The 20,630-nt window shown below is 39.4% G+C and carries 16 protein-coding genes and 4 pseudogenes; 8 read left to right on the forward strand and 12 right to left on the reverse strand.

Annotation, left to right across the window (positions count from 1 at the left end; translation table 11 throughout):
- From FTV52_RS12775 to FTV52_RS12790, 4 genes are all read right to left on the reverse strand, one after another.
- A partial coding sequence (locus FTV52_RS12775) for a type I restriction endonuclease subunit R (protein WP_179990942.1) occupies positions 1–1,792 on the reverse strand: 1,792 nt, incomplete at its 3' end.
- A gap of 39 nt (positions 1,793–1,831) precedes the next feature.
- Entirely contained in the window at positions 1,832–2,365 is a 534-nt protein-coding gene (locus FTV52_RS12780) for a DUF2939 domain-containing protein (RefSeq protein WP_179990943.1), read from the reverse strand.
- Between the two features lie 55 nt (positions 2,366–2,420).
- Positions 2,421–3,599, reverse strand: a complete 1,179-nt coding sequence (locus FTV52_RS12785; RefSeq protein WP_179990944.1) for a restriction endonuclease subunit S — start codon at positions 3,597–3,599, stop codon at positions 2,421–2,423.
- The gene (locus FTV52_RS12790) at positions 3,596–5,146 is read right to left on the reverse strand and encodes a class I SAM-dependent DNA methyltransferase (RefSeq protein WP_179990945.1); all 1,551 of its coding nucleotides are present in this window, start codon (positions 5,144–5,146) and stop codon (positions 3,596–3,598) included. Before FTV52_RS12790 ends, FTV52_RS12785 begins: the two co-directional genes overlap by 4 nt.
- A 171-nt stretch (positions 5,147–5,317) precedes the next feature.
- On the opposite strand from FTV52_RS12790, the pseudogene FTV52_RS12795 reads away from it, so the two are divergent.
- From FTV52_RS12795 to FTV52_RS14820, 6 genes and pseudogenes are all read left to right on the forward strand, one after another.
- Positions 5,318–5,779: pseudogene (locus FTV52_RS12795) on the forward strand (transposase); the annotation flags it as partial.
- 715 nt (positions 5,780–6,494) lie between these two features.
- Complete coding sequence (mobC, locus tag FTV52_RS12800; RefSeq protein WP_179990946.1) at positions 6,495–6,983, forward strand: plasmid mobilization relaxosome protein MobC; 489 nt, start codon at positions 6,495–6,497, stop codon at positions 6,981–6,983.
- Positions 6,973–9,480 carry a relaxase/mobilization nuclease domain-containing protein gene (locus tag FTV52_RS12805; protein ID WP_179990947.1) on the forward strand — a complete coding sequence of 836 codons (2,508 nt, stop codon included), beginning with the start codon at positions 6,973–6,975 and terminating at the stop codon, positions 9,478–9,480. The genes mobC and FTV52_RS12805 overlap by 11 nt, the downstream gene beginning before the upstream one ends.
- A gap of 109 nt (positions 9,481–9,589) precedes the next feature.
- Positions 9,590–9,910, forward strand: a complete 321-nt coding sequence (locus tag FTV52_RS12810; protein ID WP_179990948.1) for a type II toxin-antitoxin system RelE/ParE family toxin — start codon at positions 9,590–9,592, stop codon at positions 9,908–9,910.
- On the forward strand, positions 9,903–10,175 hold the full coding sequence (gene nadS, locus FTV52_RS12815) for a NadS family protein (protein ID WP_000369782.1): 273 nt from the start codon (positions 9,903–9,905) through the stop codon (positions 10,173–10,175). Before FTV52_RS12810 ends, nadS begins: the two co-directional genes overlap by 8 nt.
- A gap of 818 nt (positions 10,176–10,993) precedes the next feature.
- Positions 10,994–11,074 (forward strand): annotated as a pseudogene (locus FTV52_RS14820) (AbrB/MazE/SpoVT family DNA-binding domain-containing protein); the annotation flags it as partial.
- Positions 11,075–11,149: 75 nt separating this feature from the next.
- Here FTV52_RS14820 and FTV52_RS12825 read toward each other — a convergent pair.
- On the reverse strand, positions 11,150–12,355 hold the full coding sequence (locus tag FTV52_RS12825; RefSeq protein ID WP_004911237.1) for an IS256 family transposase: 1,206 nt from the start codon (positions 12,353–12,355) through the stop codon (positions 11,150–11,152).
- 74 nt (positions 12,356–12,429) lie between these two features.
- Positions 12,430–13,365 carry a replication initiation protein gene (locus FTV52_RS12830; protein WP_179990949.1) on the reverse strand — a complete coding sequence of 312 codons (936 nt, stop codon included), beginning with the start codon at positions 13,363–13,365 and terminating at the stop codon, positions 12,430–12,432.
- A 1,208-nt stretch (positions 13,366–14,573) separates the two neighbouring features.
- On the opposite strand from FTV52_RS12830, the gene FTV52_RS12835 reads away from it, so the two are divergent.
- On the forward strand, positions 14,574–15,152 hold the full coding sequence (locus FTV52_RS12835; protein WP_179990950.1) for a LexA family transcriptional regulator: 579 nt from the start codon (positions 14,574–14,576) through the stop codon (positions 15,150–15,152).
- Between the two features lie 15 nt (positions 15,153–15,167).
- The gene (locus FTV52_RS12840) at positions 15,168–16,472 is read left to right on the forward strand and encodes a Y-family DNA polymerase (protein WP_179990951.1); all 1,305 of its coding nucleotides are present in this window, start codon (positions 15,168–15,170) and stop codon (positions 16,470–16,472) included.
- A gap of 164 nt (positions 16,473–16,636) precedes the next feature.
- Here the strand turns inward: FTV52_RS12840 and FTV52_RS14865 are convergent.
- The 6 genes and pseudogenes from FTV52_RS14865 to FTV52_RS12870 form a co-directional block, all read right to left on the reverse strand.
- Positions 16,637–16,918, reverse strand: a pseudogene (locus FTV52_RS14865) (type II toxin-antitoxin system RelE/ParE family toxin).
- The gene (locus FTV52_RS12850; RefSeq protein ID WP_014538385.1) at positions 16,919–17,887 is read right to left on the reverse strand and encodes an IS30 family transposase; all 969 of its coding nucleotides are present in this window, start codon (positions 17,885–17,887) and stop codon (positions 16,919–16,921) included. It lies immediately after the preceding pseudogene.
- Between the two features lie 446 nt (positions 17,888–18,333).
- The gene (locus tag FTV52_RS12855; RefSeq protein WP_000422634.1) at positions 18,334–19,113 is read right to left on the reverse strand and encodes an APH(3')-VI family aminoglycoside O-phosphotransferase; all 780 of its coding nucleotides are present in this window, start codon (positions 19,111–19,113) and stop codon (positions 18,334–18,336) included.
- Between the two features lie 100 nt (positions 19,114–19,213).
- The gene (locus tag FTV52_RS12860; protein WP_014538385.1) at positions 19,214–20,182 is read right to left on the reverse strand and encodes an IS30 family transposase; all 969 of its coding nucleotides are present in this window, start codon (positions 20,180–20,182) and stop codon (positions 19,214–19,216) included.
- A 116-nt stretch (positions 20,183–20,298) separates the two neighbouring features.
- Entirely contained in the window at positions 20,299–20,487 is a 189-nt protein-coding gene (locus FTV52_RS12865) for a type II toxin-antitoxin system Phd/YefM family antitoxin (protein WP_004977490.1), read from the reverse strand.
- Positions 20,488–20,555: 68 nt separating this feature from the next.
- Positions 20,556–20,630, reverse strand: a pseudogene (locus FTV52_RS12870) (IS6 family transposase); the annotation flags it as partial.

Below are 20,630 nucleotides of genomic sequence, written 5' to 3' on the forward strand. Positions count from 1 at the left end.
CTTGGTTTGCATTAGCTTTCAGACGTTGTTCAAAGTGTTCTACGATGTCTTTGGCAATCGCTTTGATACGCTCTTTACTACCGATCAGCCCTTCGACCCTTGCCCACTTCGCACGCTCTTTTTGTGTCTGGTTTAGATCGTCTTCACTGAACTGTTCGTCAAAGTCTTCAATCAGCTCTTTGCCTTCCTCACTGATGGCAATCTTAGCAAGTCGGCTTTCATAGAAGATCCGAACGGTTGCACCATCTTCAACAGCTTGCGAGATGTCATAGATGTCCACATAGTTACCAAACACTGCAGGTGTATTAACATCTGTCTTTTCGATTGGTGTTCCTGTGAAGCCAAGGTAAGTGGCATTTGGTAAAGCATCACGCATGTACTTGGCAAAACCATAGACAGTCCGTTTTCCTACCACATTGCCATTCTCGTCTTTGACATCGACCTCTTTTGCATTGAAGCCATACTGAGAACGATGTGCTTCGTCTGCTATTACGACAATATTGGTTCGGTCTGAGAGCTGCTCATAGACACTGCCACCATCATCAGGTTGGAACTTCTGGATAGTGGTGAAGATCACCCCACCTGAACCCACCTTAAGCAGCTCTTTGAGCTCATCTCTATTCTCTGCTTGCTTCGGTGTTTGTCTGAGTAGTTGGCTTGATGCTGCAAAGGTTCCAAACAGTTGGTCATCTAAGTCATTACGGTCTGTAATCACAACAACAGTTGGATTATCCAAAGCCAAGACAATCTTACCTGTATAGAAAACCATGGACAGAGACTTGCCTGAGCCTTGTGTATGCCAAACAACACCAGCCTTCTTGTCACCTACTGCTTGTTGTTGCACAAGTTCGAGCTTACTTCTACCTTGCTGTTGCATTGCGACTTCTGCAGACTTCGAGTCCGAGTTCACTGCAGACGCACGAATAGTAGAGAGGACTGCTGCATTCACTGCATAGTACTGATGATATGCAGCCATCTTCTTGATGGTTTTGATGGTGATCAAGCCATTGGCATCTTCTTGTTTGTTGGATTCAAACACAATGAAGTGCCTGATCATGTCCAGTAAAGTCACTGGATTCAGTAAACCATGGAGTAAGACTTCAAGCTGTGCTTGAGTATTCTTGGCCTTGGTTTGACCATTAGAAGTCTTCCAAGCCATGTAACGACTCAGGTCTGCTGAGACCGTTCCTGCTTTCGCCTCTAAACCATCAGAGATGACGTTGAAGGCATTGTAGGTGAATAGTGATGGGATCTGGCTTTGGTAGGTCTGGATCTGCTTATATGCGCCTTCTACAGTGGCATTCTCGTCTGTGGCATTTTTAAGCTCAATGACCACTAAAGGTAAGCCATTCACATAGATGATAATGTCAGGTCGTCTGGTCCAACGATCTTCTTTGATGGTGACTTGGTTTACGACAAGGAATTCGTTGTTGCTTGGATTATTGAAGTCAACAAGCCAGGCATATTCACCTTGGGTGTTGCCATCCTTGCTCACTTCAATGTTGATGCCTTCAGTAAGTAAGCGGTGGAATGCCTGGTTGTTGCTGAGCATATCAGGGGAGTGCAGATTGGTGACTTGCTTCAGTGCTTCAAGGCACTTGTCTTCATTCAAATGAGGATTGAGACGTTGCAAGGCCTCCAGTACTTTGGCTTCCAAAATGACCTGCTTATAGCTTCGTAGAGGGTTGCTTCCCTTGGATTCAATATCAGGACCATACACATAGGTATAGCCCAATCCCTCTAGCTGCTCTATCGCCATCAGCTCTATGTCTGATTCGGTCATCTTGGTCATCTTTATCCCCTCAATATGCTTTTATGCTTAATCTTCTTTTCAATCCATCGGAATGACAATCTTGTTCACTTTCCAACTCAAACCATCACGTACCATTTTGACCGTGACGGCCTTTGAGACGTTCGGGTCTTGAATCACAACCTCAAAATCACTGAATGAGGTATAGCGAGTTTTGTACTCAGCTTGTTCCTCTTCATTGGTTTGGGTTGTTGAATTGGCTTCTGATGATTGTGCTGCATCCTTGAGGTCCTTGCCTTTGAGCATCAAAGTCATGCCTTCAGGAGTAACGAAGCCATCAACCATCTTGTCGACCATAGTTGAAGCCAGCATTGCACCTAATGCTGCAAAACCATCATTGTCTTGATTCATCAGCTCTTTAGCCATCTTGGCATTCATTTGATCTTTGAAACTCTGACGAACACTTGGATAGTCGATGTACTTCGATACTGTGTCGCTATCACCTGCTTGTGCTGCTTTCTTGATGTTATTGAGTGCAAGGTATGGTGTGGCATACAGGTAGCCACAGATCACGACTACGATTGCAATTAAAGCCCCTATTAGCTTCTTATTCATGTTTGCCCCTTGGATGTAAAAAAGGTGAAGCCAACAAATGACCTCACCTTAAATGTTATGCAACTTCTTCTGTTTGGTATTGGACTCTCACTTCACCGCTCATGAGCTTTGGTATAAGCGTGTCTCTTAGCTTTTCTAGTGTTTGGATTTGTTTTGCATTCTCAAGTAGCTTGGTAAATATTGGTTCAATAACTGTTTGAAACTTTAATAACGAAGCTTCATCAGGGTGTTTAACAACATATTCCTTAAGAATGTCTGTCTTTAGATTGGTGAAGATACTGCCATTTCCTAGTTGTAAAAGTTCAGGACGAATGTGATTGAATAACAAGTATAGGTATTCATTCGAATAACTTGAGACAGGGAAATGTAACCAACCATCGTGAATACAGGTATCGACCATCAATATTTTGGGAATGGCTGGTGTTGCGCTATTACTCAAAACCAATTTACCTGCTTGAAGTAAAGTAGTCTTTGATAATCCTTCCTCTTTGATGTGCTCCTTAATCTTGAATACGAATGGAGAATTCAAACTTGTTACATCTGAGATCTTAAGCCAACGATAACCTGAATCACTTAGATAATCCTGAATTGGTCTGGGTGAGCCACCCCTTTTGACTGTTAGTAAAGTACCTAGTTGCTTCTTTTTCCAATCCTCTTTCGCTTCCTCAATAAACCATTGACGAAACAGTGTTTCAGCCATGGCTTCCAAGGTTTTGTTCTGACGATGGAGTAAGTCAATCTTGTCATCTAATGATGATAGGACCGAGGCTATGGCTTTTTGTTCAGGGAGAGGGGGCACAGGTACAGGAACCTTTTTAAGTACTGATGCTTTAATTCCAAACACTGTGGTTCCAGATGCACGAGAATCTAACTCATATTGACCATATTCCGATTGAAACCAATACTTTAAGAACTTGTTGTTAAGTTTGTCCCTGCATCCTCTAAGTGTGATAATCCTCTGAGCAAGTGCAACATTTTTGTCTTTAATTAAAGCAACTTCACCTAATGGTGCTTCAGTAGTTAATACAACATCATCAATTTCTGGGTAACCACGAGTCATCCAATCATCATAATCTGCCTCTGCTATGTATTCATTAGCCTCAAGAAGACGACCATCTTTCACAATTTTTGCTGTAATTAATGGAATACCTTGATTGGTTTTGTTGGGTGTCTTACCTCTGTAATCAATAAAATTTTCTACAACCTCATCTAATGGTTTTACATCCCAACTCATACAATCACCTTTGCTAAGTTCTCAGCAATAGCGACATTAAGCTCAGCTTCTTCTGCAAGCTGTGCCTCAAACTCTGCCTTAAGGCTTGTAAAGCGTTCCTTAAAGTCGAACTCATCTTCATCATCCGCTAAACCCACATAACGACCTGGTGTCAGTACATAATCAAGCTCTGCCACTTTCTCAAGCGGTACAGAAGCGCAGAAGCCTGCAACGTCTTCATACTCACCGTCTTTGTTACGCCAATTGTGGTAAGTGTCCGTGATCAGCTTAATGTCTTCATCCGACAATACTTTTGTTCTGCGGTTAATCAGATGACCTAAGTTACGAGCATCAATGAACAGGATTTCATTGCTACGATCTTTGTATTGGGTTGAACCAACACGGTCACGACGCATAAACCATAACGCAGCAGGAATCTGGGTATTCAGGAACAGCTTTGCAGGTAGGTTCACAATACAGTCAATGACATTGGCTTCTGAAACCAAGGCTTTACGAATTTCACCCTCACCACTGGTTTTAGAAGTAAGCGCACCTTTAGCAAGTACAACTCCTGCCTGACCTTTAGGACTCATGTGATACAAGAAGTGTTGCATCCATGCGAAGTTGGCATTACCTGCAGGTGGTACACCCAACGACCAACGAGCATCTTCTTTAAGTAAGTCACCACTCCAGTCAGAGACGTTGAATGGTGGGTTAGCAATGATGTAATCCGCTTTTAGGTCTTTGTGTGCATCGTTCAGGAATGAACCCTCAGAGTTCCATTTAACATGCTCTGAGTTGATGCCACGAATGGCTAAGTTCATTTTGGCTAATCGCCAAGTGGTCTGGTTACTTTCTTGACCATAGATGGAGATGTCATCGACCAAGCCTTGATGTGATTCTACGAACTTCTCGGACTGTACGAACATACCACCCGAACCACAGCAAGGATCGAATACACGTCCTTTGTATGGCTCAAGCATATTGACCAATAGACTCACAATTGATTTAGGCGTGTAGAACTGCCCACCTTGTTTACCTTCAGCTAAAGCAAACTCACCAAGAAAGTACTCGAATACATGCCCTAGAACGTCGGCAGAGCGAGATTTCGCATCGCCTAGTGCAATGTTACCAATCAAGTCGATTAACTCACCCAAGCTCGTAGGATCAAGATTCTGACGTGCATAGACCTTAGGCAGAACGCCCTTCAATTGTGGGTTGTCATTCTCGATGGCTTCCATTGCATCATCGACGAGCTTGCCAATGTTAGGCTGTTTGGCTTGGTTTAACAGGTATGACCAACGTGCATTCTCAGGGACGAAGAACACGTTGTATGCCGTGTATTCATCACGATCTTCAGGATCAGCTCCATCAAACTCACCTTCACCTGAAACCAGTAAATTGTAGTGTGCTTCAAAGGTATCACTGATGTATTTGAGGAAGATCAAACCAAGGACAACATGCTTGTATTCAGCCGCATCAATGTTCTTACGAAGCTTATCTGCTGTTTTCCACAATACGACTTCTAACGGTTCTTGCTTGGCTTCTTTCTTGGGAGCGCGGGCCATGGATTTACTCTTGATTAAAAATAACTGACTGTTTTCTTGCAGGTAAAGCATATTAGCTGAAAAGAGAGCAGAGGGTAAATGAATCGCTGGCATTACTGCTGTGCTGAAGAGAGATTACTCTGGGCAGGCAATACAAAATCTCTAAACAATATAAGAAATCTTCATTTCTCACACCCAGTCCGCAATAGCTTGCGCTATGTGGCCAGTAAAGATCAAAAAACCTTTATGGCTGATCTGAAACCTGTTTACCGGGCAGACACCAGGCAGGCAGCTGAAATAGCTCTGGATGAACTGGAAGCCAAATGGGGTGATAAATACGAGAAAGTCATTCGCTCGTGGCGTGAGAAATGGCATTTACTCAGTGCCTATTTCAAATACCCTAAAGCCAGGAAACCAATTTATACCACCAATGTGGTTGAGGCAGTACATCGCCAATTCAGAAAACTCACCAAAACCAAATGGGCTTTCCCGAATGAAAATAGCCTGCTGAAATTGCTCTATATTGGCATTCAACAGGCTTCTGAAAAATGGACAATGCCAGTGACAAACTGGAGGAAAACCATCACACAGTTATCGATTGATTTTGAAGGCAGACACTTGCGGAGCAGTTCTCCTCATATAATTAAGCTCTAGCCAATTTGGCTGACACAGAATTTTGAAAGCTTTGGAATTATTAGTCCTAACACTAATGACACTTTAATATCAATGGCATAAAACTTATTTTATGAACTATTGATTAAAAAAACATCAAATCTACCGTTACACAGCCAAAAATTTTTCAATACATGCTGAAATTACCTTTTTCATCGTTCAATACATACCCAAATTATTTCAATACATGCTGAAATTGCTTTTTTAGTCGTTCAATACATACCTAAATTATTTTCAATACATACTCTTTGTGGCATTTTCTACCAAAAATTACCCAGCAAAAATTAAAAGCATTCAGGTATTTGTCGTATAAGGGATGCTTCTTAAAAAATAATTCAACAATCCTAAAGCTTTGTGCTTGTTTTTTTGAGTTTATTAAAGTCAATAGTTTTTTTAAATATTTGATAAATATTAACTTTTTTATTTTTTTAATAGTCTAAATTAAATATTTTTCTCAAATCCACACTTTTGAAAACTCAAATTTTTCATATTTGCTATGTTCTTTTTTAAAGCAAGGTCTTGTGTTGTGGAGACCACTTTTAATAAGCAAGCCTACCTGTATATACAAAGTTCTTCGAACTTTGACATACAGGGCTTGTTAGGAGGGAAACCCTCCTAAGACCTCCCACAGCCCATCACAGATGGGCAAGTCAACTGCGTTGACTTAAAAGCAAAAACCTGGTTAGCGGGATTACATATGCGAAGTAAAAGTAAAATTTTTAGACTCACCGAGTTACAGTCGGAGCAACTTGAGAATCACCTAAAACAAGAAAGTATCAGTCTCACCGACTTCATTCATTCCCTAATTCAGCGTGAGCTGATGAAAAATTTCGTGACCGTTAAACGCCCCCATGATCAGGAAGACCCTCTTAGAGTCAAAGTTAAAACCGTGATTGAACTTGTCAAACGGTATCAGAAAACCGACCCAGCTCTTCTGCTAGAGCTTGCAAGAATCGGGAACAACCTGAATCAGCTCGCAAGAGCCTTAAACATTATTAAAAATGCTGCTCTCCAAGAGCAGAAAATGCTCGACATTTTCGCCTGTTTTCAAGTCCTGAAAGGCATTCAAAATGACCTAGAACAAATCTACCCTGCTTTACCCAAGATTTATAGACAACCCCCTGAAAGAGTTGAAAAACAACTATCTTCATTGCAGTTAGCCGAAGGGGACGAAAGTGCATATTAAATTTTTAGACCACGGAAAAGGATCAGCTGCACACGCTTCCGCGTACGTTTTAGATCAGTTCGATCATCGAGGAAATCTGCGTGCTGGTGTTCAGATTTTAAGAGGTGATGCCACAACGTTCAATTCTATTTGCAATGCAAGCCCTCATCTGTGGAAGTACACTAGTGGCGTGATCGCCTGGTCAAAAAAAGATGACCCTACTCCAGAGCAGATTCTGGAAGTTTTAAATGACTTTGAAAAACACGCTTTTGCAGGACTTGATCAGTCTCAATACCACCTTTTTGCTGTTCTGCATACTGATGATGACGGCTCAAAACATATCCACGTTTTAGTCCCTCGACTCGACCTTCAAAGCGGGAAATCACTCAATATTGCGCCCCCTGGTCATGAAAAACATTTCGACGCATTACGGGACTACTTCAACACAAAATATCAATGGTCACGCCCCGATGATCTGCTTTTGAGGAATTTCACACAAGAGCCGAACCACATCGCCAAACTCAACAAGCAGGCAGAAAAAATCATTGCACTGCATGACCTTGAGAAATTGAAAAAAAGTCAGTTCCGCAGATTTATAAATGAGCATATCCATCGACTGCTCGGAATTGAGATAGAAAACCGAGCAGATATAGTCCGTGCGCTTAAGCAGCTCAATGGAGTGCAGTCAGTAAAGGCAGGCAAAAACTATTTAACAGTCACACTAAACAACAATGACAAACACCGACTAAAAGGGGCGTTTTACGATGAAAAATTCGAACTTGGAGCTTATGCAGAGCGCCTTCGAGAGGCAGAATCAAATAAACCAACTGATCGTGAGCTTGCAGCTGCTCTCACAGACGCTGATCAACTTCGAGAAACTTATCGAGCAAAGCGAGCTGCCTATCATGAACAGTACCACCCTTTTAAACGGGATAGAGAGTACGACAAGATCCATAGAATCGAATCTAAGCTCGATTTTGACCGAGGTGGGGAATCTATCACCACAAGTGCTGAAAGAAGCAACAATGGACTATCTAGTAGCGTTAAAAGCAATCCAAGAGCAGATATCGAATACAGATATATCGAAACTCCAACGGCTTTCAGTCTCCATCGAATCGCTGCAGACCGAAATCAACAAAGCAATTGGCAGCATTTCGATAGATCAGAAGAGCATCCAAGCCCAAGTCCAGGCCCAAGTGAAGCAGGCGATAGAAGAGAGCCAAAGCGAGCTAATAGAGACCGGAATTCAGTCGCTATTAAACTCTCAAAAAGCCAAACACATGACATGGGCGAGTACAGTTTTTGGGGTGCTGATGATTTTAATCAGTTTTTATACGATCTATCAGTCCAGTACAAACCTAAAAACCATCCAAGCACAAAAAGAAATGATTCAACAGAATTCACAAACAATTCAGAGCCAACTCAATTACCTAAACAGTTTACGGAGATAAGTTATGCAGACCGAGATCGACCAATTTTTGACAGAGCAAAACGCCTTGTTGAGTCAACAAAACAAATCGTTAGCAGAACAAAACGCCTTGTTGAGTCAACAAATAGATTCATTACAGACTATCTTAAGCTCATACAACGAGCTAGAACAAAGCTTAAACAACAAAATCCACAGCTTGGAAACAGAGAACGAAACGATGAAAAAATTAATTTCAGCGATGAAATTGGAGCTTTTAAAACTCGAACAAGGCAAATTTTCGGAGGAATATCAGCAAAAATTATTAAACAACTGGAACAATCAACATCAGAAGCTATGGACGCAAGCCTTGACGAATCAGGATTTAATCGAAAATTTCAGGAATTTTGTGCAAGTCGAAATGACTCCATACCAAAAAGATATGAACAGCCAAAAAATAGAGATCAAGAGCGCTCTCTTGAAAATATCGCAGATGCCTGCTCCGAAAGACTACAACGAAGAATTGCAGACGATAAGCGAGCAAGTCGATTCGCTCGAGAAAAAAGTGATGACCTGCAACGAGTTAATCTTGAACTTGAGCAACTAGAAATGAGTATTACAAATATTCGCCTCAAGCCAAAGCCAGCCACGGATTTTAGTCGCTTACGATATGATGGTTACTATCGCGATTACGTTATCTCGCACAGAGAGCTTTCAGGACAGCAAGAATACGCATATCAGAACAAAAGGACTTTTGATGTTATTCATATAATAAAGAAAAAATCAGAAAAACTGATGGATTACATCCGTCAAGCAAGAAAAATGCTTGATTCATCTGACTATCAACTCATTAAAGAGATCATCAAAAATGATGAAAGGATGCTGAGATATTTGAAATGTGACGATCTTTTGAAACCTCAAAATTGCCATTTTAAGGATGAAAATGCCTCTTATCTTTCATGCATCCAGAACTTTAAGGAAATCAGATCAACTATTGATGCTGTCACCTCTCCACAACCTAAAGGCCCTGAACGTGAGGTTGTGGAGCGAAGCAATCAACCTGAACTCACACTAACGCCAGAACAGAATAATGATTTTAATTTCCACTTTTAGCAACTCAAGTGTTGGCAGTCCAAAATTCTGATTAACGAGAGCTTAAGGCTCTCGTTTTTCTATATTAAAACTGCTAAAATTTTTATACGCCATTGACGTATCTAAATCTATGTTATTCATTGAAACCAGTATCTTTACCAAGCAAATCAGAGAGCTTGTCACTGATGAAGAATATCGTCAGTTCCAGCAAGATCTCCTGATACAGCCTGATAAGGGTGACTTAATCAAAAATGGTGGAGGAATTCGTAAAGTACGTTGTGCTCAAGGCAATAAGGGTAAAAGTGGCGGTATCCGCGTGATCTATTATTGGGTCACAGAAGATGATCAGATATTTTTCTTGGTGGCTTATCCAAAGTCTGTGAAAGATAATCTGACAGACAAAGAAACCTCGATCCTGCGTCAATTAGTAAAGGAGCAATTTCATGGATAACAACTTATTTGATGACCTGGTTGCTTCAATCAAAGAAGCTGGGGCCATCAAACGTAATGAGATAAAGGCAAGTCGAGTCACAGAGCTTGAACTGCCAGATATTAAAGAAGTACGTGAGAAAACAGGCTTAACCCAGGCTGAATTTGCTGCACGTTTGCATATCAGCGCGAGAACCCTGCAAAACTGGGAACAAGGCCGTCGCTATCCGACTGGCCCTGCAGCGACGTTAATCCGTATTCTGGATGCTCACCCGGGTCTGATTTAAATTAAATATACGGGAAATAAAAAAACCCTGGCATCCTACCAGGGTTTTTTGTATGGGGTCGCTCGGTATAACTCCTGTCGTACCTTACAGTCCTTGTGCGTATCGTTGTTCTTATTATTGTGTGGAACTTCCTGTTCCCGATGAATCTATCATATGAAAATTCCAATATTCCGAATAGCAGCAAAGTACCGGAATTGACGTAAGTAAATGCGTACAAAGATGATTAAAAAATGCCCTTGGTTTATCTGCAGAAATTGGGGGAAATTTTTTCCCTGAAAAAGCCGGAATGGGGACTGTAGAGGGTTCAGTTACTAGAAAATTGTCTGCAGCAGCATGATTTTATGTATAATACGATGATTAGAACAACTAACCGAACCATGGTTATATAGTCGTTTGGGTAAAAGGCAGAAGCTGCAAATTCTGCCACCTAATTTTTAAGTAATAAAGAAAAAAAAGCCCTATAAGACCCTTTCAGAGTTTGATATAAAAACTATCCGAAGAAGCGTTTATTAAAGAATGCACTCAAGGTTTGAAGCCTAAGTTCCTTAGGTAAAGTAAAAATTGTTTTTGTTGTTTTGAATCTCTCAGCATTTCTTTGTTTGGAGAAACCTGACATGACATTTCTACTTTGGGTTTACATATTATTATTTTAATTTTTCATTTAAAATCAATTATATAAAAAATATCGATCACACCAAATTGGGCTTTTTGTATGAGTTATTGTTGTGGCATCAATAACTACTTGGACAGTAATGGCATAATATACCAATGGCACATATCATGCTGGGAGAATAAAAATGGAAATTGCTAAAGTCTTTAATCCCTGTGACATTATGTTAGAGGCAATTAACGAGTTTGAAGTAGGATTTCAACTGGAACGAGATGATCAAGGTGAGTAATTGCGTGAGGACTGGAATGCCCTCAGTATCCCAGACATGAAGAGAGCGTTCAAAATTCTGTGTCAGCCGAATTGGCTAGAGTTTAATTATATCATCGAGCCTGCCTTCAAAGTAAATCGATAACTGTGTGATGGTTTGCCCCCAGTTTGTCACCGGCATTGTCCATTTTTCAGAAGCCTGTTGAATGCCAATATACAGCAATTTCAGCAGGCTATTTTCATTCGGGAAAGCCCCCTTGGTTTTGGTCAGTTTTCTGAATTGGCGATGTACTGCTTCAACCGCATTGGTGGTATAAATTGGCTTCCTAACCGCTTTCGGATATTTGAAATAGGCACTGAGTAAATGCCATTTTTCACGCCATGAACGAATGACTTTCTCGTATTTATCCCCCCATTTGGCTTCCAGCTCATCTAGCGCCATTTCAGCTGCCTGCTTGGTATCTGCTCGGTAAACAGGCTTCAGATCAGCCATAAAGGCTTTTTGATCCTTACTGGCCACATAACGCAAGCTATTGCGGATTTGGTGAATAATACATAACTGCACTTCTGTCTGCGGAAATATCGCAGCAATTGCTTCAGGGAAGCCTTTAAGCCCATCAACGCAGGCGATCAGAATGTCTTGTATGCCACGGTTCTGCAAATCTGTGAGTACGCTGAGCCAATAATTAGCACCTTCACTTTCTGATAGGTAAAGACCCAGCAGTTCTTTATGGCCTTCGGTATTTAATCCCAGCACGGTATAAACGGCTTTGTTGACATAACGGCCTTCATCCTTGATCTTGTAATGGATGGCATCGAGCCACACAAAGGGATATACGGCATCAAGCGGCCTCTGTTGCCAGGCACGTAATTCGGGGATTAGCTTGTCTGTAATATTGGTAATGGCACCCTCGGAAATATCCAGTGCATACATATCGGCAATATGTTTTTGAATATCACGGTAGCTCATGCCGAGCGCAAACAGTGAGATGACTTTACTGTCGATCTCTTCAGAGAGTTTGGTTTGATTTTTCTTGACGAGTTGAGGCTCAAAATCACCAGTGCGATCACGAGGTGTTTCCAGTTCAAATGAACCGGAGGATGATTTTACGGTCTTGCGAGAGTAACCATTCCTGCGATTGGATGGTTTAGGATTTTCTTCCAGATAGTTTTCAATTTCAGCATTTAAAGCCGCTTCTGTCAGCTGTTTGATTAGTGGTGTCAGGATACCGTTTTCACCAGTGAGGGGTTGTCCTGATTGTAATTGTTTTAAAGCTGCTTCGAAATCAAAGTTGTTTGCCATGATGTGTCATTTCCTGTTTGATTCAGTTTATTGAAATGACACAGATTTTTGAACACTACCGACATGAAACAGCCTTATTTTGAGGCTTTTCTAAAACCTAATCTGATCATATGAGGCATGTATTTATTAATCTTTTCAGGTTTACTTAATTCTTGCGTAAGTCTAAAAATAAAATCTGGCATCTCTTCTCCATCCTGGGCATATTTACTTCCAAAATCAGCATCGTTTGCGAGTTTTTTGGCATACGTAACTACTTGAAGTTCTGTTAATCTTGTACAAGAGTCATGTTGCTTTTTACCAACATTCGATCCTTTAAGAGTTTTATTCTCAATTAAGAAACGGATACCTATTACTGTTCGACCCCGTTTCATCGTTTCATATGTCAGATTAAGGTCTGTGTTTTGAGTGATTTCTTTACAGCTGGGGTCTAAAACACGCTTTTTGAGATTGCTTAGATCATGATAAGATTTTGGTAGTTCTAAATTTTCTTTCAAATTTTCAAGCAAAATATCAGCTTTACCCAAGCCTTCGGATTGTTTTGCAAGATGATAAATTTCAAATGCATAATCGCCTTTTAACTGTAAAATCATTTCTTTTTTATATTTAGTATAGGGATTTAATTTGTCAAAAGTTTGAAGCATCGTTAGTACTTCATTAGTAAAAAAAACATCAACACCTCCTTGATCATACGTACTTCGTATAATCCAATTTGCAGCAGTCTTTTTCCCATCTGTATTTATATAGCTGAAATATCGACGGACTAAGCGTTCACTAGCATCTGCAAGCCCTTCGTACGCTCTAGTTAAACTGACACCACATTCCTTCGCATATTCATTAGCAGATATAAAGACTGGCTGACCTTCCTTTGTTTTTGTTGTGCGAACGATTGGGCTCAATAGGACTAATAGACGCTTCTCATCTAAGCTCATGTTTTTGTATAGATCAATGATCCTATTTTGGAAAACAGCGTGTTGTTTTGGATAAACTTTTTCACTAGAAGAAATAGACATATTCAAATCCTAAAAATCCTTGTATCTGTTATAAAACACTTTATTTAAAAAGTACATAGAATTTTAAGCACCGTTATTCTCTGAATAAGTACTTTTATAATTGGGTTAATGACTCATTTGATTTTCTAAATCCGTAAATAACTAGCGTATAAATCCGTAATTTTTTTATATCAATAAAATATTCCATCGTACATAAACTTTTATCGATAAAAAAAGAAAAAAAGTACTTATTAATAAGTGTACTTTTAAACCTTGCTAAAGTACTGTCAAAGCTCTGTCAAAGTACTATCAAAACCCTGTCAGAGTACTATTAATATCTGTCAAAGTACTATCAAAACTTCTGTAATGCTTGTGCAGTAAGGATTACAGAGCTCTTAAAGCTTTTTAAAGCTTTTTAAAGCTTATAAATAAAAAATTGCCCTTTGGTTTTCGCTACGCTCAAACTCTATTGAACTTCGCTTTCGCTCAGTTCATGGGGAAATTTTTTGGTTAATGTTTTCGTAATTTGAAAGAACAACAAAAACAAATCGGAATTATCTTTGCTTATAAAGCTTTTACTATATCTGCTTAACATAAACTCTATTTTTTACATGTGATCAAAGTTTTTCTAGGATCAAAAAGCGTAAAAAACTGTTTTTCAAGGAGTCTAAATGCAAATTTTGACAGGTCACTCGTAGACACTCACTTTTGAAATGTCGTTTAAACGCAAAAAAAAGGGGGTTTTGGCCTATTTTATTATTTTTTCATAGGTGGGTACCATAAATTAGCAAAGTGGCTATAAACAAAAATGAGCGCAAAATGGAAAGCAGTTTATAGTCGTACACAAGACTGTAATCTCAGTTATTTATGTGTGATGAGAAACACATGGATTTTTAATTTCATTCAGCAGAATCAGTTGCATAAAGATTGTTTAAATGAGGTCCTCCCAAGTTGTCACTTAAATTTGAGTCGCTTAGGGTAGTTCTATTTTTTAAATCTTTGTGCAACAAAGCCATTGAATAGTAACCAATTATCTATGCGTGCGTAAGCATGCAAATGACATTACTTGTCGTACACCTTCAGTGAGGTGGCATAATGCGGGAAAGTTTGCAGTAGCCTTTATGGGAACCATAAGGTTTATTCACCATTCATCGAAATAGTCTTGAATCTGTAACACATCCAATAATATATTTGATTTTGTAACTTAATCAAATAATGGGGGGCATCAGATGAAGAGTAATCATGGGGGATTTCGGGAAGGTGCTGGTCGTAAGGCAAATTATGATGAACCTACAAAGGTAATTCGTGTACCGGAGTCTCGTGTCATTGAGATCAAGAATTACCTGGTTAAATCCAAGGAAGCCAGGTTCAATGATATAGCCTCAATTACACTTGTAGATCCGTCTATCTCGATGCACATTCCCTTGGCTTCAGAAAAGGTTGCTGCTGGCTTCCCTTCTCCTGCCCAAGACTATGTCGACAAAACTTTGGACATGAATGAGCACCTCATCAAAAATGAGGCTGCCACATTTGTTGTAAAGGTAGCTTCACTTTCCATGAGGGATGCAGGTATTGAGATTGATGATGAACTGATTGTAGACCGGAGCATTGAAGCCAAGCATGAAGACATCGTAATTGCACTAATAGACAACGAGTTCACTGTAAAACGCCTCATGATCGAAGGTGATGATAATCGTTGGCTTAAAGCAGAGAACCCTGAGTATTCCGACATTCATCTGCAAGATGGGCAGGAAATGCTAATTTGGGGTGTAGTGACTTTTGTCATCAAGCCATTCAGAAAGCGTTAATACTTGATTGGTTTCATGCTCATGCAAGTAGCTCACCAGAAGATCTATGCACTTGTAGACATCAATAATTGCTATGTCAGTTGTGAACGTGTCTTCAACCCTAGTCTGAACAATAAGCCTGTCATTGTGCTATCCAACAATGATGGCTGTGCTGTGGCACGTTCCCAAGAAGCCAAAGACTTGGGCATCAAGATGGGTGTTCCTCTCTTCCAGATTAAGGACATCGTCGAACAGCATCAGGTACAGGTGCTATCGAGCAACTATGCACTGTATGCAGAGATGTCTCGCAGATTCATGAAAATCCTAGCCGATTTTGTATCGCCAAAAGAGCAAGAGATTTACTCTATTGATGAGTGCTTTCTGGATCTGACAGCTCATGCAGGGAATTACGACTTGACTGAATATGCTCATCAGATTCGTCAGCGTTTGTTTTCTTGGCTTGGTTTACCTGTATGTATTGGCATTGGACGCTCAAAGACTGAAGCGAAACTAGCGAACCATATTGCCAAGAAGAACGCTTACTTCAATGGTGTTTGCAACTTGGTTTCAATGGATCCATGCTCTGCTGAAACTCTGCATCAAGCCATAGATGTTGGTGAAATCTGGGGCGTAGGCCGAAAGCATTCCAAGAAGCTCAACAGCTTGGGGATTCATTCAGTTATGGATTTTGTCTTGGCTTCCCCTCTGATGATCAGGGACCAATTTTCTGTAGTGATGCACAGAACCTTATTGGAACTCCATGGAATTGCTTGCATTGAACTGGAACATACGCCACCTGCAAAGAAGCAAATCATTGCTAGTCGTTCTTTTGGTCAACGCATCTACCACATTGATGATCTTAAAGAAGCCATGTCATTGTATGTCATGGATGCGATTAGCAGACTGAGAGACGATAATCTGTTGTGTGGTTGTTTGATTGGTTTCGTACAATCAAACCCATTTGATAGCTCAAAGCCCTTCTACAACAAGTCTTTATCCTTGGCTTTACCAGAACCTACCGACAACCTGTTGGTGCTTTCTAAACTCGCTACAGCGATGATTGATGGCCTGTATGCCAAGGACATTGCCTTCAAGAAATGTGGCGTGATTCTGACGTGTCTCGAACCAAAGGCAAGCCATGTATATGACATGTTTACCGACATGAAGCATATCGAGATCAGTGACGCTTTGATGGATTCCCTTGAAGCGATTCATCTTAAGTATGGCAAAACCAAGATTGCCTTGGGCGCAAGTTTAATGCCGAACAGAACATGGAATATGTCACGAAATCGGCTAACACAGAACTACTTTAAATGGGATCAACTGCTTTGTGTGAAGTAAATGTCTTACCTATAAATTGATTTCGTTTTGGTTTCACAATAGTTGTTTATTGATTTCACAATAGTTGTAATTTACTACTATCTAATCAAAGATTATCTACATCAAAAATGCCCATAAACATGAGTGTTTTCATAGACACTATCTGCTTATAGGCATTACATCATTTATGAATGACGAGAGTTGGCATCATCATAGACGGCATTGTTTTCACGTCTGCCTACAGCAATCACGATGACAACTACCTCATCATCAACGATTTCATAAACCAGACGATAACCAATACTACGAAGTTTGATCTTGTAGCGGTTAGGATGTCCTGACAACTTGTTTTTGGGAATGCGAGGATTCTACAAAACCTTGATCAACTGCTTCTTCAATGGCTGCTTAATACTTGGATTTAGCTTATTCCATTCTGCTAATGCTTCTTCTAAAAAGTCTAGGCGAATTCAAACATGAGGTGCGACAGTTTGAAAAGTCTTATGATAATCAACAAGCTGAGCAAATTTCTCTAATGGTGTAAGCCAATCTAACGCTTTTCTAGGACGAGTATTCAGTGACATGGCAACTTGATTTAAATAATGCTGATCTGCCTGATTTAAATCAATCCCTTTAGGTAAATATTGCCTAATTAAACCATTCATATTTTCGCATGTGCCTTTTTGCCAGGGTGAATGTGGGTCACAGAAATATACATCTATGCCTAAATCTTCTTCAAGTATTTTATGTTCTGCCATCTCGCGTCCACGGTCATAGGTCAACGTTTTACGCAGTTCTGCAGGTAAATATTTCAGAGCTTCAGTTAAAGCCTTGCGCACTGATTCTGCCTTTGCATCAGGTAATGTTGCCAAGATACAGAGCCGTGTATTTCGTTCAATAAGTGTTGCTATCGAACTTTTATTGTCTTTACCTTTAATTAAATCAGCTTCCCAATGACCCGGTATTTTTCTTTCTTGAACTTCGGCTGGGCGCTCATGAATAGTTTTAATATCCTGTAATATAGAATCTTTTTTAGGTTCACCGTTAGCTTTTCGCTTTTTATTTTCATGACGTAGACAGGATAATAAGTCTTTTTTCAACTCACCCTTGGGTAATGCTCGTATCGTTGAATAAATCGTTGTATGGCTTACATTCATTGTTTGATCCAAATCAGGAAATGTCTTTAAACGCTTTGCTATTTGCTGAGGAGACCATAAACAACGGATCGCTTCAACAATAAATTTCCAGAGGATTGAATCGATTTTGAGTTTTCTGTGACCACGTCTACGTCTAGCAAAAGTGTTATCAGAAGCATATCGAGCTTGATAAACGTCATTGATGCTATTTCTTTTAAGCTCACGATAGATCGTACTAGGATGTCTTTTAATAAGTTCAGCAAATTTTCTGGCTGAAAAGCCTTCTTTTCTTGACTCAAGCATTAATGCAGTACGATCTTCAAAGTTAAGATGATGGTATGACAATTTTATATACTCCATAAACCCTTTAAATTAATTAGGTGGTTTATGTCGCACTTCAAGTTTTACTCTGCCCTATATGGTTGACGGATAGATAAAAGACTAGGAAAAGAAAAGCAGACAAAAAAATACCATCGATAATAAAATTTGTTAAAAATGTTGCACGATGAAATTTAAATAAACTTGTAAAGCTAATAAATTAACAATTTTATATTCAAAAAAACTTAAATCACAAGTTAAGCTAATAAACAGCTTTAGCTATTTTAAATAAGTTCATTTTAAAAACCAAAATTTAGATTCATTGGCTATATAAAGCTTTAAATCAGTAGCTTCACTAACTTTTTTCACTTATTTATTTAAAACTTAGCAACTTAAAAAGACAGTTAAGTATTTTTAGATATTGCTTGGAATCAATTCAATTCATCAAGTTTTAAAAAATAATTCCTTTTGTCAGGTCTATCATTTTTTAAATGCTTTAAAAATATTTTCGCAGTTTCCTTCGATGCATCCTCTCTTAGGCAACGTTCAACAAAGGATATATCTACAAATTCATCTGCTAACCCAGCACGGCCAAGATCTAAAAAATAAATTTCATTGAATTTATCTATAAAAATATTACTATCCGTGATATCGCCATGAGAAAAAACCAATCTTTCTTCAACACGAGTCTCATTTAACTCATTCCATAGACTTATGTAAGTTTTATGGTCTCCCCATAATTCAGCCTCAAAATCATCTTGATCTATCTCGTCAAGGAGGTGGTTATCAATAAAAAATTTTGACTCTTTTAACCGATAATCAATGTTTGAAATAAATGGACAATCAATAATAGCAACTGCATTTAACAGATTGAGTGCCTCCTTATAGATAGCAAGCAATTCTTGGTCTGTTAAAAAAAGCGCTGAAATTGGTTTTGCATTGATCGCTTTAGTGATCATGAATTCAAACTGCTCATCCTGAAAAGTCATGATGAGTTCAGGCACCTTTAATTTTTCAGAGAGCCAACTCAACATTTTCGCTTCACGAGAGACACTGTATGTGGTCTCTGTATATAAAGTGCTAGAGCGCTTAAGAAAAAAAGTTTCATTATTTCGATTAAAAGAATAAACATCCGATGGCGACTGACCAATTTTATTTGGCTCTAAAACGCTGTTTCCAATAAATTGTTGAATAATATTGGGCAATTCCATCAAGTTTTCCTTTTATTCAGCATTAAAAACCCCGCAAATGCGAGGCCTAGTAAATAGATGATCTTAATTAGGTTCACTGTAGCAAAAATATGGGGCGAATTCAAACATGAGGTGCGACAGTTTGAAAAGTCTTATGATAATCAACAAGCTGAGCAAATTTCTCTAATGGTGTAAGCCAATCTAACGCTTTTCTAGGACGAGTATTCAGTGACATGGCAACTTGATTTAAATAATGCTGATCTGCCTGATTTAAATCAATCCCTTTAGGTAAATATTGCCTAATTAAACCATTCATATTTTCGCATGTGCCTTTTTGCCAGGGTGAATGTGGGTCACAGAAATATACATCTATGCCTAAATCTTCTTCAAGTATTTTATGTTCTGCCATCTCGCGTCCACGGTCATAGGTCAACGTTTTACGCAGTTCTGCAGGTAAATATTTCAGAGCTTCAGTTAAAGCCTTGCGCACTGATTCTGCCTTTGCATCAGGTAATGTTGCCAAGATACAGAGCCGTGTATTTCGTTCAATAAGTGTTGCTATCGAACTTTTATTGTCTTTACCTTTAATTAAATCAGCTTCCCAATGACCCGGTATTTTTCTTTCTTGAACTTCGGCTGGGCGCTCATGAATAGTTTTAATATCCTGTAATATAGAATCTTTTTTAGGTTCACCGTTAGCTTTTCGCTTTTTATTTTCATGACGTAGACAGGATAATAAGTCTTTTTTCAACTCACCCTTGGGTAATGCTCGTATCGTTGAATAAATCGTTGTATGGCTTACATTCATTGTTTGATCCAAATCAGGAAATGTCTTTAAACGCTTTGCTATTTGCTGAGGAGACCATAAACAACGGATCGCTTCAACAATAAATTTCCAGAGGATTGAATCGATTTTGAGTTTTCTGTGACCACGTCTACGTCTAGCAAAAGTGTTATCAGAAGCATATCGAGCTTGATAAACGTCATTGATGCTATTTCTTTTAAGCTCACGATAGATCGTACTAGGATGTCTTTTAATAAGTTCAGCAAATTTTCTGGCTGAAAAGCCTTCTTTTCTTGACTCAAGCATTAATGCAGTACGATCTTCAAAGTTAAGATGATGGTATGACAATTTTATATACTCCATAAACCCTTTAAATTAATTAGGTGGTTTATGTCGCACTTCAAGTTTTACTCTGCCCTAACTTATAGGTCATCAATATTTACTCGAATGCGTTTCTGATTCGCACGAGCATCTGCAATCTTATTCAGTTCTAGGTCTTCTAGTTGTTCCATCATCGTTTCATACAGATCAGCTGGAACACAGTAAAACGCTGGTGTATTACGATTGAGGATTGCGACAGGTTCGCCTTTGCCTGCCAACACTGTATCCATCGGACTCTTTTTGAGTGGCACTGTTGCAAATAGAGATTTGAGTCGATGATGTTCCCTTTAAAAAGTACTTAGAGACCGAAAACCCTGTTGATTAGACACACTTCACCCTGAGGCTGACCATAATAAAATGACGATGCTTGTCC

The organism is Acinetobacter sp. YH1901141 (genome assembly GCF_013416935.1).
Lineage (GTDB): Bacteria > Pseudomonadota > Gammaproteobacteria > Pseudomonadales > Moraxellaceae > Acinetobacter > Acinetobacter towneri.